This window comes from Gemmatimonadaceae bacterium (genome assembly GCA_020846935.1).
Lineage (GTDB): Bacteria > Gemmatimonadota > Gemmatimonadetes > Gemmatimonadales > Gemmatimonadaceae > RBC101.
In genome coordinates this window covers 920,052-936,751 of the sequence record JADLCY010000001.1, presented here as the reverse complement: position 1 = coordinate 936,751, position 16,700 = coordinate 920,052, and the positions used below count along the sequence as shown (strand labels likewise).

The following is a 16,700-nucleotide window of genomic DNA, read 5'->3' as shown; positions in this document are numbered from 1 at the left end:
GCCGCGGGTGCTGCCTGCCATGCGCGCACGCGACGACCTCGATCACGGCATCCGAAACGCTGTAGTAGACCAAGTAGGGGAACCGCCGCAGCAACGCCCGGCGGTACCGCTTGTAGACGACGGGGAATGCCTCGGGCCATCGCTCGATCATCGCGTAGCAGGCATCAACCGCTCGGAGGAACTCGTGACCAAGCCCTTCGGCCTGGGCTTCGTACCAATCGAACGCGGCCTGCACGTCGCCCTCGGCGAGCGGCCGAACCTCCAGCCGGCGCACGTCAGCGCTTTACAATCCGGGCCCGGACCTCGGGCCAAGGCGCGCCCGTTCCTGGGTTGGCATCCTGCTCGGCCAGTCGTTCGTCGAGCAAGACCCTGTCGGCCTCGGAGACGGGCAGGCTCGCGGCATCAGCATCCGTCGCGATGCTATCCCAAATGTCCTCAACGAGTTGCAGTCGCTCGGCGATCGAGAGCTGGCGGTAGTCGAAGGCAGGTTCGGTGGCCATAGGGGTAAGGTCGGCAGTCCTGGCGTCTTCGGCAAGAGCGGGAGGGGGTCACCGAGCCAGGGCGCGGAACGGTCCTCGGAGGCTGCGATGCTGTGGGCAGTGCTGGTGGCACACGGACGCCGCGACTTGATGCCTAACGCCATGGCGATCAGCGGCCGGCCGAAGGCCGGTCCGTCTGCATCGCCCTGTTAGCCAGCTCCTTCTGAATGTCTGCGGCGACCCGAACGGCGCGTCGCAGGTCGGAGTACGCGGTGGGTTCACTGGCCAGGACGCGGAGCGAATTCAGTGTGATCGAGTGTTGGCTGCGCGGGCGGTTGTCAAGTTCAGCGGTCGGAACCACGAAGAACTCCCACTGCGAAACGTCCATAGGGTCGAGCGTGGACTGGTCCTGGTGCGCATGCACAGCGAACACGTAGACATCGGCCTGTCGACGCATCTCCTCACTCTGGCGGTTTGACTCCCGATCCCACGCTCGAGTCTTCGATACCCGGAACGTGATCGACGAGAGCCTCTCCTGATACCAGCTCTGGATGAACGCCGCCGACTTCACTTCGATTCTGGTTCCATCCGGCGCGGTGAGGTCGAAGCTTGCCCATTCCTCACGCACACCATCCGCGACCCCAAGCGCCTTCGCAACGAGATACTCCGCGAGGATTCCTCGCGTGGCGTTGCTGACCAGATCGGAGCAACTCCACTGCCAGAACGCGGCAAGACTGAAGCCTAGGTCGCGAGCACCGTCCCGAAACGTCTCGACGCCCTGCCGGCGCTTCACCTCTATCGGTCCAAGGTTAGGTGGAGGTTTCATGGATTGCTCGTCTGTCTGGCTAACGTTGAGCGTCAGCTGCAGCCGACGCAACAATGCGAGCGAAGCGAGCAGACCCCACCGGCTGTCTGCTGCACGCGATGTTGGGCGGCGCGCGCGACGCAGGTCACGCGGTGAACAGTTCCTGCAGCAGCGCCAGCGTCGAGCCCAGGGCCGCCGCACCCAGTCTCCCGAGCTTCCGGCTCACTCGCTCCCGATCGATCGTCCGCAGCTGATCGAGCGCAATGAAGCCATCCCGTTGTTGAAAGCGACACGCCACACGCCAGGGATACGCCGGACCGCCGGTCGTCATCGGTGCCACGATGAGGGTCCGCAAGTGGCGATTCAGCTCGTCCGGTGACACCACGACGCAGGGCCGCGTCTTGCGGATCTCGCTCCCGCGCGTGGGATCGAGCATCACCAGGATGACGTCCCCGCGTCGCGGACTCAGCGCCACTCCCACTCCTCGGCCTCAAATCGCGTGGTGGTAGGCGCGTCCAGGAGGTGATCGTCCGCCGCGGCGTGCATCGCCTTTGCGGCTTCGGCCCAGCCGGCGCGGGGCGCGCGGGCCGCTTCGATCACGATCCGACCCGGCGCGGCCCGGAGCACCACCTCGTCCCCCAGCCCGGCTTCCGCCAGCAAGGGCCGAGGGAGCCGGACCCCCTGAGAATTGCCAATGCGCACGATCCGTGTCTTCATCTCGGGCCTCCGTGATTACAACGTAATCACTGCCCCAACTGTGCGCCAGATCCCTTGGTTGCCGCCCAACGCCCAGCATCAGCGGCGGCGCGCAGCGCCGTCCGCTGCATGCTGTTGTTAGGCCTCAGCTACATGTCGGGGCGAGCCACTATCACGGCGCTTCACCCTCCCCTCGCGAAGAAGTAGCCCGAGGACGCTATAGGAGAGGTAGTCCTTCTGCCTCCCCCGGTAATCGCTGCGCAAGCCGAGCAGACTGGCTGCGTCCGAGTTTGAGATGCCGTCGGGGTTGGCTTTCGCCAGTTCGAGGATCGCAGTCTTGAGAAACTCCAAGCCAAGCTGAGCGCGTTCAACTGCACCCTGGGGCACAACGATGTTCTTTCGCTCCTTGCCACCAATTCCCGCTGGTACGACGGCATTCGTGAGGAGTCCTCCAGTATCCTCGGTTCCGAACGCCGCAATCAGTTCAGCCTCCAACCGCAACGCCTGAGCTTCCGTCAGGTCCTCCACCAAAATGTCGATGAGGGGGCGAGCGCCGGCGTCGAGGATCTCTCTGATGCGCGCGTACTTCCGTGTGCGATCGGGCGTGACCAAGTGATCGTAGGCGCGGCTCCCCGTGCCCTTGCCCACATAGAACGGCCGCGCCGGATTGGGTCGCGGGTCTTTCAGCGCATAGACGTAGTAAAAGTTGGTTGCCACGCCTGTTCTCTCTGAGGCCTAACTTCTTTTTCGGCAGCTCCAGACTATCGCCCCGCCCGCAACCCCGCAACACGGAGTGCCAGAAGCCCCTAATCGTTAGCCTGCGAACGCCCTGCCGCACGTCGTCGAGCGCCGCCCCAAGAACCTCCCGATACAGGTATAGAAGCGCGCTTATGACCTGCGCCTGCGTCGCTCGAGGTACCCGCTGGTCGTTGGCGAGGTACGTCAGGTACTGCACGACGTCCGCGCTCCCCATGTCTCGAGGGTGCCGCAAGTCGTGATACCTGACGAAGCGGCGAATCCAGGACAGATATGGCTGCTCGGTACGCAGGCTCAGATGTCGCGCGCGCATCAGCCGACGCATGGTCGTCAGCAGCTTCTCCTGCCTACGGGTGCCCTCGGCCATCTGCGAACACAAAGCAGTCCGCCCGCAGCCCGCCGTACCCATTCTGCGCGCATGGATCTATTTCCCGCAGCGGCCAATCACGCGAACCCGGCGCATGCGGGCCCGCTCAGAGCGTGCGCCTGGCCTCCCGCCACTTGCCTCGGGTGAAGTCCGGGAACGCCACCGGCGCGCTCCCTGACTTCACCGACTGTTCGCTCAGCGGCCCAGGCGCGCTCCACGCCGCGGCATCGTACACGTCCATGTCGGGGACGAGGCCCTCGCGCATGCAGTGCACGAGCCGCCACGCCATCACGAAGTCCATGCCCCCGTGCCCACCGGAGCGCGCCTGCTGGCCCAACGTGCGCCAGAGTTCGTGCTCGTGTGTCGCCTTGAACGGATCGATGGATCCCCACTGGTGCGCCGGCTTCATGCCGTCGACGTAGATGCGCGCCGGATAGTCCTCGAAGATGCCCTTGGTGCCCTGCACACTGTTGATCCGCGAATAGGGCCGCGGACTCGAGACATCGTGTTCGAGACGGATCGTGCGCCCCTTCGCCGTCTTGATCAGCGAACTGTTGAGGTCACCCGCGACATATCGCTCGGCATTCTTCGGTCGCTCGGTGTCCTGGTGCTCCTCGCGCCAGCGGGCGAGCCCGGCGGCCGGGGTCGACATCGACACGAGGTACTCGAAACGGTCGCCGCGATCGATATCCATGTACAGCGCCACGGGGCCCAGCCCGTGCGTGGGATACAGGTTGGCGTCACGCAGCGTGTGGTGGCGCCGGCGCCAGAGGCCCTCGTCCCTCGTCTCGAACAGGATCTGCCGAAGGTCGTGATTGTACGCCGCGCCCCCGTGCAGGATCTCGCCAAGCACACCCGCACGCACGAGATTGAGCACGAGCAACTCGTTGTAGCCGTAGTTGCAGTTCTCCATCATGATGCAGTGGCGCCGCGTGCGCTCTGAGGTGTCGACGAGCGACCAGCAGTCCTCGATCGAATACGCGGCCGGGACCTCGGTTGCCGCGTGTTTGCCGGCGTTCATCGCGGCGAGGCACACAGGCACGTGCCACTCCCACGGAGTCGCCGTGTAGACGAGGTCGATGTCATCACGCTGCACGAGCTGCTCGAAGGCGCGCTCCCCAACGAAAGTCGGCACGTCTTCAGACTGCCCCGCCTTCCGCACCATGTCTCGCGCCATCGCCACCTTCTCGGGCACCACATCGCACAGTGCGGCGATTTGCACGTTGCCGACGCCAAGCAGCTCGTGCAGCACACTGCGCCCACGGAGGCCGGTGCCGACGATTGCGATGCGCGGCCGCGCCGTGGCTCCGAACCTGACACCGATCATCGTCTCCGCGACCGAAGGTCGCGCAGTCAGCGTGGCGGCGTCCGCGAGCGTGGGCGCAGCACTGCCAGCGGCAAGGCCCGCGCCGATCGTGGCGCCAACCTTGAGAAACTCGCGACGGTCGAGTGAGGAGGATTCGGACATGAGCGGAGGGGATGGATGCGTCCGGAACATGGTCCGCGCCGGTCGCCGGGGCAACCAGAGCAGGCCAGCACCAGGAAGGGTGCGGCATCGGTTGTTACCGCGCCGCTGTCACCATTGCATCGCGCCCGGCCCCGCCGGTGAGACGAAGACCTCGGCGTTTCCGGCCACCGATGGGAACGCGGCGGCATGCGCGGCCGCCCACGAAGCGGCAAATGTGTCGGCGGCGCCTAACGGGACGAGCGCCCACACGCTGCCACCGAACCCCGCGCCGAACGCCGACGCCGCCGTTGCCCCCAGTTCGCGGGCCTGTCGCGCCAGCGACGTGGTCTCGGCCACCTGGTTGCCCAGCCACTCGTTCGCCGCACGCTGCGAACGATCGGACAGCGGCCCCAGCTCGTCGAACGCGCCACGCGCCAGCGCGCTGCCCACCGCCGGGATCAGTTCCAGCGCCTCGAGCTCGAACTGCTGAAGCCGCTGCGTCAACTCGTCCGCTGAGAACGGCCCTGTTTCCGCGCGCGCGATTTCGTGCAGACGCGCCGACGCGCGGGCATTGCTGCGCAGTGCGTCCGCGAGCGTTGGATCCGCTCGACCGGTCGTCCCGTTCCACGCCGAGACCAGGTGCGTCACCATGCGTGACGCGCGGTTGTAGGCGTCGCGGGCTCCCACCGTCTTCTCGGCGACCACACCGGAGGACGCCACCACGAACGTGTGCGTTGGCGGCATGCGGTACACGGCCTCACGGTGCACGGGGCGAAAGCCGTACTGCACCAGGCGGCCCGGAATGCTGCACATGATGGCCGTGTGGTCCTGGCTTCCCCCGAACGTGCCCACGCCGCCGTCACCCTCGAGCGAGCGGAACGCGTCCCCGTTCTCGATGCAGCCGAGGTACGTGGCCAGCTCCTCGCGCGAAAAGATTTCGCGACGGAACTCTTCGGAGCTCCGCAAATCGTTCGACTTGGCCAGCGACACGAACACCGCGATCATGAGCGCACTGGAACTGCTCATGCCGGCCGCGATCGGGAGGTCAGAGTGGAACGCGAGGTCCACGCCGCGACGCGCCGAGGGAAAGTTGCGCGCCAGGCGCCGCGCCACCGTCGCCACGTAACGTTGCCACCCCGCCTCCGGCTTTGGCACGTCTGGATCCAGCGACGTGTCGCAGCTGTCCTGCAGCGCTACATCGACGGCACGCACGCGCCGGTCGCGCCGGAGCGCGGCCCGGACGACGAATCCGCGCTCGACGGCGCAGAGCACGCTGCGGCCACCGGCGTAGTCCGTGTGTTTGCCGAAGACCTCGAGTCGGCCAGGCACCCAGATGCTCCACCTCGCCGCATCGGCCCCGATGCCGTCGAGCGCCTCGTCGGCCCGCCGGAACATTTCCGCCTTGATGGCAGCCTGGGCCTCCGACAGTCCAATGCGCCTGAGCTGCTGCACGTCGTCGGTCATCGCGACAACCTAATGCGGGTCCGAGGCGCCGGCCGCCGGGGTAGCCTTGACGCCGCGCGCAGAAGATAAGAACTTATCTCGACGTCCTCCCCGCAACCATCGCCCGTGCCGCCCAGGCCATCTTCGCTCTCCCGTCGCGAACGCCAGATCATGGATGTCGTGTACCGCCTCGGTGGTGCGACGGCGGTGCAGATTCGCGACGAGCTGCCGGAACCGCCACATGCGGCCGCTGTGCGGACGCTGCTGCGTATCCTCGAAGGCAAGGGTCAACTGCGGCACGTGAAGGATGGGCCGCGACACGTGTATCTCCCGGTGACGCCACGCAGCGTGGCGCAGCGTTCGGCCGTCCGGCACCTGCTCAGCACGTTCTTCAACGGGTCGCGCTCGGCCGCGGTCGCCGCCCTCCTCGATGACGGCGAGCTGCCACTCACGCAGGGCGAGCGCGACGAAGTGCAGGCGGTGGTGAAGCGCCTGCGCGCCGAGGGGCGTTGAGACGATGACGATGTCGAGCGAGCAGTCGCATACGCCGGGCGAATGTGACGAAGTGCAGGTCGTCGCAGATCGCCTGCGCGCGGAGGGGTGCTGAGACAATGGCGATGTCGAGCACGTTGTTGATGACGCCCGCCGACAGCGCGCGTGCAGTGGGAGAGGTGTACGGCGTGTCGCTGCTGGCGACGGTACCGATCGTGCTGGCGATTGGCGTCATGCTCGCGATGCGTGGCGCCTCGGCGGGCGCACGCGTCCTGCTCTGGCGTGCGGCGATCGTGGCGGTGCTCGTGACGGCGCTGGGTCGCCTGGTGCCGTTTCACTGGATGGCGTGGGTGGTGCCGGAGGGCCTGGCTTCGCCGCTCATCGCGTTAGGCACGGCGCAGCTGGCGGTGGGCACCTCCGGTGTGCGGGACGGCGCCTCGTGGTTGGTGCCGGGGCTCGCCGCGCTGTACGTGTGCGGCGTGGTGGCCGTGCTCACGCCGTTGGTGGTGTCGCGCGTTCGGCTGGTGCGCTTGCTGGCGCGCGCGGCCTCCCTGCGTGATGCGGGGTGGCAGCAGCCGTTTGGTGCAGCACTCGCTGCCAGTGGCGTGCGGGGCGACGTGCAGCTGGTGATGTCGACCGGAGTCCGAGTACCGATGACGTGGGGATGGCGACGACCGGTGGTGGTGGTACCCGTTGCCGCGGTCGAATGGGGCGAGGCGCAGCGGCGCGCGGCGCTCCTGCACGAGCTGATGCACGTGCGTGGCCGGGATGCCGTGTTCACCGTGTTGGCACGCGTGGCCTGCGCGCTCCTGTGGTTCCATCCCGGTGTGTGGTGGCTGAGCGCGCAACTCGCCGAAGACGTGGAGCTTGCCTGCGACGACCGGGTGCTGCTCGGGGGCGTGCGACGGAGTGACTACGCGGAGCTGTTGGTGACGGCGCTGGACGGTCACGGCATTCCGGCGGGGGCGGCGGCACTCGTCAGGCGGAGCGGCCTTCGCGCGCGTCTGCAGGCGATCGCGGACACCACGCGCGTCGTGCGCGTGCCTTCCCGAAGGGCATCGCTGGTGGCGATCGCGGCGACCATCGCGGTCGCGGTTCCGGTGGCGACCGTACGCGTGGCGCCGACGCGAGAGGTACTCACGTCGCTGATGCGCGATGTGCGCTGGGAGTCACGGGCCTACGCCGTGGTGCGCCTGGCGCAGCGCAGGGATTCCGTGGAGGTGGCCCGCGCGGCCGCCGACCGGGATCCGAGTCCACGCGTGCGTGCGTGGGCGCACTACGCACTGGCGCGCGGCGTCGACCTCACGGCGCCGGTGGCCAAACCCACGTTCAACTAAACCGCGGCCAGGATCATGAAGCGACTCGACGTGTCCGAGGGAGACAAGATTTTGTCTGCGCGTTGGCCAGGGTGGATCCCATGGCTGGCTGCGGCCCTCATGCTCGGCGGCGGGTTCGTCGACCTCGTGCGTGGTGGCATCACCATATCGGCGATCCTGCTCTCGCTCGGCTACTGCGTCGCGCTGCCGTGGGCGATCCTGGCCGGGGGAAGGCGCCGCGGCGCTGACGGATCGATGGCGACACCCTGGCACGGCGCGGCGCTCGCGGCCTCCGCCGTCTTCGGCCTGTACCTGCTCACGCTCTCGCCGTCCACGGCGATGTGGGATGCGAGCGAATACATCGCGGCCGCGTTCACCTTCGGGCTGCCGCACCCACCCGGCAATCCCATGTTTGTCATCCTGGGCAGGTTCTTCTCCCTGCTCCCGGTGGCGCCCGGCATCGCGATGCGAGTGAACGTACTTGCCGCCCTTTCGAGCGCGGTGGCGGCGGCGGTCTGGTTTCTCGTGGCGCATCGCGTCGCCGCGCGTTGGGGGCTTTCGCGTTGGCAGGCGCTGGTTGCCGGCGGGCTCGCGGCGCTCATCGGCGCGACCGCGTTCACCGTCTGGAATCAGTCGGTCGTGAACGAGAAGGTCTACACGGTTTCGCTCGCCGGCATCGCGATCATCAGCTGGCTCACCTTGCGCTGGAGCGACCAGCCCGACGGTCCGTACGCCGATCGACTGCTCGTGCTGGTGGCGTACCTGCTCGGCCTTGGCTACGCGAACCACATGGCCGGCATGTTGCCGATGCCCGCCGTCGGGCTCGTGGTCCTGCTCACGAGACCGCGCACGTTGCTGCGATGGAAGCTCATCGCGGCGGCCGGGTGCGCGCTGCTGGCCGGCATGACCCCGTTCGCCACGCAGCCCATTCGTGCCGCGTTCCAGCCGCCGATCAACGAGGGCGAGCCTACCGCGTGCCGCGAGGGGCTCGCGCTTTCGTGCACCTTCTCGAAGGGCACGTGGGATGCGTTCACCTACAACTTCAACCGTGGACAGTACGGCAAGCCCGATCTCGCCGAGCGCCAAGCGCCGTTCCGGGCACAGCTCGGCATGTGGTGGCTCTACTTTCGCTGGCAGTGGTGGCGCGACGCGCACGACGAGTCGCCCGGGACGCAGGCGGCGATCGCCGCTGCGTTCTTCATGCTTGCTGTGGCCGGAGGCGTCGTGCACTACCGGCGTGACCGGCGCGGTTTCTGGTTCTTCGGGCCGCTCATGCTGCTGATGACTGTGGTGCTGGTCTACTATCTGAACTTCCGGTACGGCGCCTCCCAGGACACGGCGCTGGACGTGCCGCGCGAAGTCCGCGATCGCGACTACTTCTTCCTGTGGAGCTTCTCGGCGTGGGGCGTGTGGGCCGCGCTCGGACTCACGTGGCTCTGGGTGACGATCGGACAGCTCCTGCCGCGACGAGAGGATGGGGCGCCAGTGTGGCGGCTGGCGCCGCTGGCTGGCGCGCCCGTGCTCGCTCTGGCCTTCGTTCCGCTATTCGGCAACTGGTCGTTTGCCTCCCGACGGGACGACACGACCACCATTGCGTTTGCGCGCGACCTCCTGAACTCGGTGGAGCCCTACGGGGTGCTCGTCACGGCTGGTGACAACGACACGTTCCCGCTGTGGTATGCGCAGGAGGTGGAGGGCGTGCGAAAGGACGTGACCGTCGCGGTGCTCTCGCTCATGAACACGGACTGGTTCGCGCGCGGCATCCTCCGCCGGCCGGTCGTCGCGTACGACACCGCGACCGGGCCGACGATCTATCGAGACGGCACATGGCCCAGGCCCGAGGGCCCGCCGCTCAAACTCACTCTCGCCGAGGCGGACTCGGTGCCGCAGTACATGGTGGTGCCGCAGCCGCTGCGGTTCCAGGCGAAGGGACTCGACCTCACGATCGATCCGCGTCGACTGCCGCAGGTGGAGGGTGGTGGGCTCCTCGAGCGCGCAGACCTGCTCGTCCTTCGCATGATCGCCGATACGTGGCCGCAGCGGCCGCTGTTCATCAGTCGTACGGCCGGCGCCTACGCGGAGACGCTCGGCCTCGGTGCCCATACCCTGTCGCAGGGGTTGGCGCGCAAGGTGATACCGGCACCGGTCGCGTCGCGGGACACCGTGTTCGTGCCCGGCAGCGGCTGGTTGGACGTGAAGCGCTCGATGGCCCTGTGGGGGAGCTTCGGCGGGCCGGCTGCCATCCTCAGGCGGAACGATTGGATCGATCGCCCGTCGCTGAGTACGGTGTATTCCTACCTGGTCGCGGGCGGTGAGCTGTCCGATGTGTTGCACTACCGAGGCGACAGCGTTGCGGCGCGTGGGGTGGCGGATCTCGTCGGTCGCGTGGCGCGCGCCACGCGGCTCGGTCATCTGTTGCAGCCGCAGGACGCGGGCGCTCCGCCGCTCGGCGGTGATACGGCGCGGTAGGTTCGCGTATCCGGGGCGGCCCCACAGAGTGCACGGTCGAAGCTACTCCACAGTCGTTGGTGTCATTGATATGGACAACAACCCGGGCTGTCCCACGTGCCCAAGGGCACTCGGTCCACGCGGCAGCCCAGAGATGCATCGTCCACGCGCAACGCGTCGCGCGGTCGCGCGCTGATGCAGCATCGCTCTCGCGGCTCGAAGCCAAGCGCAGGTTGGGCGGTCGTCCTGCTTCTGCTCTCAAGCAGTCCAACAGGCGCGCAAGGAATGCACGAGCTGTGGCTTAGCATCGGCCATGCTCGACAGCAAGGTGCTGCTCAAAGGACAAGAGAGAGCGGCACTGAGTTCGCTGCGGGGGCGTCCATCGCGCGCGAGTCCGTGTCCTGGGGGCTCGAGGCTGGAAGGGTACACTTTGACGGTGGAGGTCTGATTGGGACCGGCGGACCCGCAACCCAAACCTCCGTTACCACCAGCTGGGTGTCAGGGGTGGCGAGCTTGGGGAGGTTCCGACGGGCCGTTACTCCGGTTCTGGGAGTCGGAATGGGGATCGCTGACGTCCGGGACTCCGCGGATCCCACGAGTGTGTCCACCCCAACCGTCCACGCGCGCATAGGCTTGGAGGCGAGGCGGCGTCGCCTCGTTGCTGGGATATCACTCACCCAACGCTACTTCGTGACGGGCCGCGGCACGGCGTCAGACAGCGAGTGGCTTCGACACTACTCGATCAGCGCGAGGATCGGACTACGCTAGTCACACGTGGTCACAACGGCTCCGGATCCCGCACAGCGGCCCCGCGCGCCTGCTACAGCACGACCTTAACGCCTTCGAGCGCCGCGGCCACGCGCGGAATATCCTGCCGGCTGGAGAGGTCGAGTACACCGCCTGACGAGGGTACCACGGTGAACGCCTCGCCGAACTCGTCGCGCGCGATGCGCACCGCGTCCTGCAGCTCCAGCTCTCCCCGCGGAGACAGCTGCACGCGCGGGCAGGCCTCGAAGATCACCGGAGTGAACGACCACAGGTTCATGCTCACACGCGCCGAGCCCGCAAGGCGCGCCCATGTCGCCTCGTCCGGCTTCTCCACGATCGACGCCAGGTGGCCCGCCGAATCCGCCGTCACGAGAGCAAAGGCGCGAATGCGCTCGGCCGGGATGTTGCTGTTCACCACCAGGGAGGCGGCGTCGAAGCCCACCAGGCCGCTCCCGCCAAGGGATGCAATCGCACGGTAGGCCGAAACGGGGTAGTAGTTGTCGGCGTTGAGCACGAGCACGGGGTCGTCACCGGCGAATGCCGCCGCCGCCGCCACGGCATCTGCCGTCCCCCGCGGGTGTTCCTGGATCGCGAAGTGGATATGCACGCGTTCGGGACGCACGTCCTGCGTGTAATAGGCGCGCACGGCGTCGTGCTCCGGGCCGATGACCAGGCACACCTCGCTGAGGCCAGCGTCAGCGAGGGCGCTGATGACGTAGTCGAGGAACGGCCGATCGATGGGGATCATGCCCTTCACGCCCGAATCGGCCGCCGCCGACTGCGCATCGGACAGCGTCGCGGCGGTATCGCCCCGACGCATTCGGCTCCCGAGTCCGCGGGCCAGGATCACCGCCTTCGTGGTCACCGTCATCCACCGTTTCCGGTCAGGGCCGTGCTACGCGGTCGAGTCGGCGTCGCGGGTGATGCGCGGGAGCAGACGCGCGAGGGCAATGCCCGAGACGACGAACACCGCGAGCCACATCAGGCCCTGTGAGGTACGGCCGTAGAGAAAGCTGCCGGACCCGAAGAGCGCGGAGTACACGAAAAAGCATCCGCTCACCCACGCGAGCAGCGAGGTGGTGAGCGAATCCGGCGACGGTGCGAGCCCGGTTGACGCGCGCACCGGCTCCCAGCCGGGTCCGCCCGGTCGCACGAGTCGGTAGAACGATTCGAGCGTGGCACGATCGTTCTGCGGGCCCAGGTATGAAACGGCCACCCACACCACCGTCGTGATGACCACGCCGGTGATGAGCGAGACATGCGATGCCACGCTCACGCCAATCTTGCCGGCGATGAAGAACCCGACGGCGACGACGAACGACGTGATCATGGCCGCCACCTCGCTCCAGGCCGTCACGCGCCACCAAAACCACCGCAGCAGGTACAGCAGGCCCGTGCCCGCGCCGATCGACATCAGCAGGTTGAAGCTTTCCTGCGCCGATGTCAGCACGAAGGTGATCAACGCAGCGAGCACCATGAGCAGCGCGGTGACCACGCGACCGACGAGCACGTAGTGCTTCTCCTCGGCGTCGGGCCGCATAAAGCGCCGATACATGTCGTGCACGAGGTAGGAGCCGCCCCAGTTGAGGTGCGTCGCGATGGTGGACACGTACGCCGCGAGCAGGCCGGCGATCATGAGGCCGAGGAACCCGCTCGGCAGGAAGCGCAACATGGCGGGGTAGGCCATGTCGTGGCCAACCAGCTTGGCGTCGACGTACGGGAACGCGACCGCGATGTCGGCGAGCTGCGGGTAGACCAGTATGGATGCGAGCGCCACGATGATCCACGGCCACGGGCGCAGCGCGTAGTGCGCAAAGTTGAAGAACAACGTCCCGGCGAGTGCGTCGTTTTCGGACTTGGATGCCAGCATGCGCTGCGCGATGTAGCTCCCACCGCCCGGCTCGGCGCCGGGATACCACACCGACCACCACTGCACGGTGAGCGGGATGATGAGCACCGACAGCGTGAGGCCCCAGTCGCCGAAGTCGGGGACGAGCGCGAGCGTGGCCGGATCGATCTTGCTGAACAGTCCGGAGAGCCCACCCACCTGCGGCTGCTGCAGGGCGAAGTACGCCGCGGCGAACGAGCCGGTCATCGCGATCCCGAACTGGATGAAGTCCACGACGAGCACGCCCCAGAGTCCCGAGGTGGCGGCGAACACCACATTGATCACCGCGCAGACCAGCAACGTCTGCGACATCGGCCAGCCAAGGAGCACGTTGGCGATCTTGGCCGCGGCGAGGTTGACCGTGGCCATGATCACGCAGTTGAAGAACAGGCCGAGGTACACGGCCCGAAAGCCGCGCACAAAGCTCGCCGCGCGCCCCGAATACCGGATCTCGTAGAACTCGAGATCGGTGAGGACCTTCGATCGCCGCCAGAGCCGCGCGTAGAAGAAGACCGTCATCATGCCCGTCAGCAGGAACGACCACCACGCCCAGTTGTTCGCCACGCCCTTCGTGCGGACGAGGTCCGTCACCAGGTTAGGCGTGTCGGTGCTGAAGGTCGTGGCGACCATGGAGACGCCGACGAGCCACCACGGCGCGGCCTGGCCCGACGTGAAGAACTCCTTGGTACTCGAGCTGCCGCGCCTGGCGTAGAAGAGCGCCGGCACGAACGCGACGATGATCGAGAGCGCGACGACAATCCAGTCGAGGGAGGTCAGACGCATGCGAGCGAGTGGGCGAGTGGCGAGACGAGCGGTGACGGGCGAGAACGCGCCAGAAGATCGCCGGTCAGGCCGAGGCTCGCCATGCCCGGGCTGGAAGGCCGGCCAGGCCAGGCGCACATTCACCGCATGCGCCACCTCGCCTCAGGCCTCGCGGCCCTTCTCCTGCTGTCCGCGCCCTCGGTAGCGCGCGCACAGCTCGGCACCCTGATGCCCGTTCCCACTTCGGTGCAGCCGGGGGAGGGATGGCTGGTGATCGACAGCACGTTCACCGCGGCGATCACCCGCTTCAGCAATGATCGCCTGGCCCGCGCGGTGACGCGTGGGATGCGTCGGTTGCAGGAGCGCGTGACCATCCCGCTCGCCACGCGGCCGGTCCGCGATTCGAGCCATGCCGCGTGGCGGATCGAGGTTGTCGGCGCGGGCATGCCCGTTCAAGGCGTCGAGGAAGATGAGTCGTACCGTCTCGAGGTGGCCAGCAGCGGGGTCACGCTGCGCGCGGCGACCGTGGTCGGCGCGATGCGCGGCATCGAAACGCTGCTGCAGCTGGTGACGAGCGATGCCACCACTCACTACCTGCCCGCCGTCACCATCGACGATCGGCCGCGCTTTCCCTGGCGCGGACTCCTCGTCGACGTCGGGCGCCACTTCATGCCCGTGGAGCAGGTCAAGAAGACGCTCGATGGCATGGCGATGGTCAAGCTCAACGTACTCCACTGGCACCTGAGCGAAGACCAGGGCTTTCGCGTCGAGAGCAAGCGGTTTCCGAAGCTCCACCAGCTCGGAAGCGACGGGGAGTACTACACGCAGGAGCAGTTGCGTGACGTGGTGGCGTATGCGCGAGATCGTGGCATCCGGGTGGTGCCCGAGTTCGACATGCCGGGCCACTCCACCGCGTGGTTCGTGGGCTACCCGCAATACACCACACGACCGGGGCCCATCAGCATTCGACGGGAGTGGGGCGGCGCCGACGCGATCTTCGATCCGACGCGCGAGGAGGTCTACGGATTCATCGATCGCTTCATCGGCGAGATGGTGCGGATCTTTCCCGACGCGTACTGGCACATCGGTGGCGACGAGGTGGAGGACAAGCACTGGAACGCGAATCGCCGCATCGTCGCCTGGCGTCGCCGCCGCGGGTTCCGCAACAACGAGGAACTGCAGGCGTACTTCAACCGTCGCCTGACGACCATTCTCGCGAAGTATCATCGGCGCATGATCGGCTGGGACGAGATCCTCAACCCGCGCCTGCCAAAACAGACGGTGGTGCAGTCGTGGCGCGGCACGAACTATCTGCGCGATGCGGCGAAGGCCGGGTTCACCAGTATCCTCTCGGCGCCCTACTACCTCGACCACATCAAGCCGGCGACGGACTTCTACCTGGCCGATCCGGTCCCGCGTACGACCGACCTTTCCCCGCAGGAGCAGCAGCTCGTCCTCGGCGGCGAAGCCTGCATGTGGTCGGAGTTCGTCTCATACGAGACGACCGACTCGCGCCTCTGGCCGCGGCTTGGTGCTGTTGCCGAGCGTTTGTGGTCGCCGGGCGAAGTCACCGACGTGGCTGACATGTACCGCCGGCTCGACATCCTGGCGAACCGGCTGGAGGGTTCGGGGATCCGCGTGTTGTCGCACTCGGAGCGCATGCTGCGCAAGTTTTACCCCGTCGGCGAACTGAGCGTGCTCGACACGTTGCTCACCGTGGTGCAGCCGCCGTTCTTTGCGCAGCGGTTGAACGGAAAGTCCACCAACCAGCTGCAGCCGCTGACGCGGCTCGTCGACGCGGCGCGCCCCGATCCTCCGGCGCGCTGGCTAACCGAGCGTCTTGTGCGTCGCTTCGTGGTCAATGCCGACGACAGCGCGGCTTACGATTCGCTGGTCACGCTCTTCTCGCGGTGGCGCGAGCTGGCGCCGCGCGTCGATTCACTGGCGCAGCGCGCCACGGAGATCGGCGACGCGGTGCCGGTCACGCGCGCGCTCGAGCGTACATCAGCGATCGGCCTCGAGGCGCTGCGGCACGCCCGCGCGGGGACGCGGCCAGACTCCGTGTGGATCGCGAACGCGAACGCAGATCTCAAGCTCTACGATGCGCCGCAGGGGCTGCTCCGCGTGGTGATCGTCCCGGATGTGCGAAAGCTCGTCGCGTTGTTCCAGGGTGTGGTGCAGTAGAGGTTCGACAGTGGAGGCCCACGGGTGGCGCGCTTCGCGCGGGTACTGCGAGCACAATGACAACGCGGCGCCGCTGGCAGGAGTGGTCCGAAGTACCGCTGGTAGTTTGCGGATTGTCGTCCGCCCGCGATACTCAGGCGTTCGCCACGAGCGTGGCCGCGCCATCAGTGAAGCGAAGGTCAATGCCGCCGCGCGCGGCAGCGTGCGACGCATACCGCGTCCACGGACCATCGTCGGCGGTCATCGGAATCGTCGTACCGTCAGCCGAGCGCGCGGTCAGGCACAGCGCCGGTTGTCCGCCGTGCGATTTCGAGACGATATGCACCGTCGCTCCCGCTGCGAGGCCCCGGTCACGCGGAGCGCGGAGCAGGGCAAGGGTCGCGAAGGTCAGTGCGTGTGACTGCTGTGCCGTGATCGGTGTGTCATCCATCCGAGCGTCGAGCGCGATGCCTCTGCCAGCAACGGCGCGGCCAAAGCGCTCGATGAGGGGCCACCACCTTGCGAACGTCGTCGCGCTGTCGGGCGCGAGCTGTTCTTCACCTCGAGGCGCGCGGAGCTGCCGCAACTGTCGAGCGAGGGTCCGGGCTTCCGCAGCGATCGACACCAGTCCGCGGTGATCCTCCGCAGACACTGTGGTGCCGAGCGCGTCCACACGCAGCGCGAGGGCTGCGGCGATGCCGCCGAGGTCGTGTGCCGCAGACCCTATGAGATCCCCGAGCAGCGCACCTTCGGTCTCGGAAGGGTCGGGGACATTCGCATGCTCGCGTGCTATCATGTGGACTCAGTGGGCGAGAGAGCGCCCGCTGAAGGACGGCGCTGCGTCATGGTGCCGTGTCCGCTACACCTCGA

Annotated in this window: 15 protein-coding genes and 1 pseudogene; 4 read left to right on the top strand and 12 right to left on the bottom strand. The window is 67.3% G+C overall.

The window, feature by feature from the left end; genetic code table 11:
* The 9 genes and pseudogenes from IT361_03925 to IT361_03885 form a co-directional block, all read right to left on the bottom strand.
* Window positions 1–265 (bottom strand): type II toxin-antitoxin system RelE/ParE family toxin (locus IT361_03925; protein MCC6316818.1); only part of this gene is annotated, 265 nt, incomplete at its 3' end.
* 10 nt (window positions 266–275) lie between these two features.
* Window positions 276–500, bottom strand: coding sequence for an addiction module protein (locus tag IT361_03920; protein MCC6316817.1), 225 nt, complete (start codon window positions 498–500; stop codon window positions 276–278).
* Between the two features lie 148 nt (window positions 501–648).
* A complete protein-coding gene (locus tag IT361_03915) occupies window positions 649–1,272 on the bottom strand; it encodes a hypothetical protein (protein MCC6316816.1) in 624 nt (207 codons plus the stop codon).
* A 157-nt stretch (window positions 1,273–1,429) separates the two neighbouring features.
* Window positions 1,430–1,753, bottom strand: coding sequence for a type II toxin-antitoxin system PemK/MazF family toxin (locus tag IT361_03910; GenBank protein ID MCC6316815.1), 324 nt, complete (start codon window positions 1,751–1,753; stop codon window positions 1,430–1,432).
* Complete coding sequence (locus tag IT361_03905; protein ID MCC6316814.1) at window positions 1,750–2,001, bottom strand: AbrB/MazE/SpoVT family DNA-binding domain-containing protein; 252 nt, start codon at window positions 1,999–2,001, stop codon at window positions 1,750–1,752. Before IT361_03905 ends, IT361_03910 begins: the two co-directional genes overlap by 4 nt.
* Window positions 2,002–2,118: 117 nt before the next feature.
* On the bottom strand, window positions 2,119–2,697 hold the full coding sequence (locus IT361_03900) for a GIY-YIG nuclease family protein (protein ID MCC6316813.1): 579 nt from the start codon (window positions 2,695–2,697) through the stop codon (window positions 2,119–2,121).
* 133 nt (window positions 2,698–2,830) lie between these two features.
* Window positions 2,831–3,145: pseudogene (locus IT361_03895) on the bottom strand (phage integrase N-terminal SAM-like domain-containing protein).
* Between the two features lie 64 nt (window positions 3,146–3,209).
* Window positions 3,210–4,571, bottom strand: a complete 1,362-nt coding sequence (locus tag IT361_03890; GenBank protein MCC6316812.1) for a Gfo/Idh/MocA family oxidoreductase — start codon at window positions 4,569–4,571, stop codon at window positions 3,210–3,212.
* A gap of 108 nt (window positions 4,572–4,679) precedes the next feature.
* Complete coding sequence (locus tag IT361_03885) at window positions 4,680–6,014, bottom strand: galactokinase (protein MCC6316811.1); 1,335 nt, start codon at window positions 6,012–6,014, stop codon at window positions 4,680–4,682.
* Between the two features lie 150 nt (window positions 6,015–6,164).
* On the opposite strand from IT361_03885, the gene IT361_03880 reads away from it, so the two are divergent.
* From IT361_03880 to IT361_03870, 3 genes are all read left to right on the top strand, one after another.
* The gene (locus IT361_03880) at window positions 6,165–6,506 is read left to right on the top strand and encodes a BlaI/MecI/CopY family transcriptional regulator (GenBank protein ID MCC6316810.1); all 342 of its coding nucleotides are present in this window, start codon (window positions 6,165–6,167) and stop codon (window positions 6,504–6,506) included.
* A 104-nt stretch (window positions 6,507–6,610) separates the two neighbouring features.
* Window positions 6,611–7,822: a M56 family metallopeptidase gene (locus IT361_03875; GenBank protein MCC6316809.1), complete on the top strand. Its 1,212-nt coding sequence runs from the start codon at window positions 6,611–6,613 to the stop codon at window positions 7,820–7,822.
* A 15-nt stretch (window positions 7,823–7,837) separates the two neighbouring features.
* On the top strand, window positions 7,838–10,270 hold the full coding sequence (locus tag IT361_03870; GenBank protein ID MCC6316808.1) for a DUF2723 domain-containing protein: 2,433 nt from the start codon (window positions 7,838–7,840) through the stop codon (window positions 10,268–10,270).
* Between the two features lie 799 nt (window positions 10,271–11,069).
* Here the strand turns inward: IT361_03870 and IT361_03865 are convergent.
* Together IT361_03865 and IT361_03860 are read right to left on the bottom strand one after the other, a co-directional pair.
* A complete protein-coding gene (locus IT361_03865) occupies window positions 11,070–11,888 on the bottom strand; it encodes an NTP transferase domain-containing protein (GenBank protein ID MCC6316807.1) in 819 nt (272 codons plus the stop codon).
* A gap of 24 nt (window positions 11,889–11,912) precedes the next feature.
* Window positions 11,913–13,688, bottom strand: a complete 1,776-nt coding sequence (locus IT361_03860) for a Na+:solute symporter (GenBank protein MCC6316806.1) — start codon at window positions 13,686–13,688, stop codon at window positions 11,913–11,915.
* A gap of 126 nt (window positions 13,689–13,814) precedes the next feature.
* On the opposite strand from IT361_03860, the gene IT361_03855 reads away from it, so the two are divergent.
* Window positions 13,815–15,851 (top strand): family 20 glycosylhydrolase, encoded by a 2,037-nt coding sequence (locus IT361_03855; protein ID MCC6316805.1) that lies wholly within the window; start codon window positions 13,815–13,817, stop codon window positions 15,849–15,851.
* A 133-nt stretch (window positions 15,852–15,984) separates the two neighbouring features.
* Here IT361_03855 and IT361_03850 read toward each other — a convergent pair whose 3' ends face one another.
* Window positions 15,985–16,626: a hypothetical protein gene (locus tag IT361_03850; protein ID MCC6316804.1), complete on the bottom strand. Its 642-nt coding sequence runs from the start codon at window positions 16,624–16,626 to the stop codon at window positions 15,985–15,987.
* Window positions 16,627–16,700: the final 74 nt, after the last annotated feature.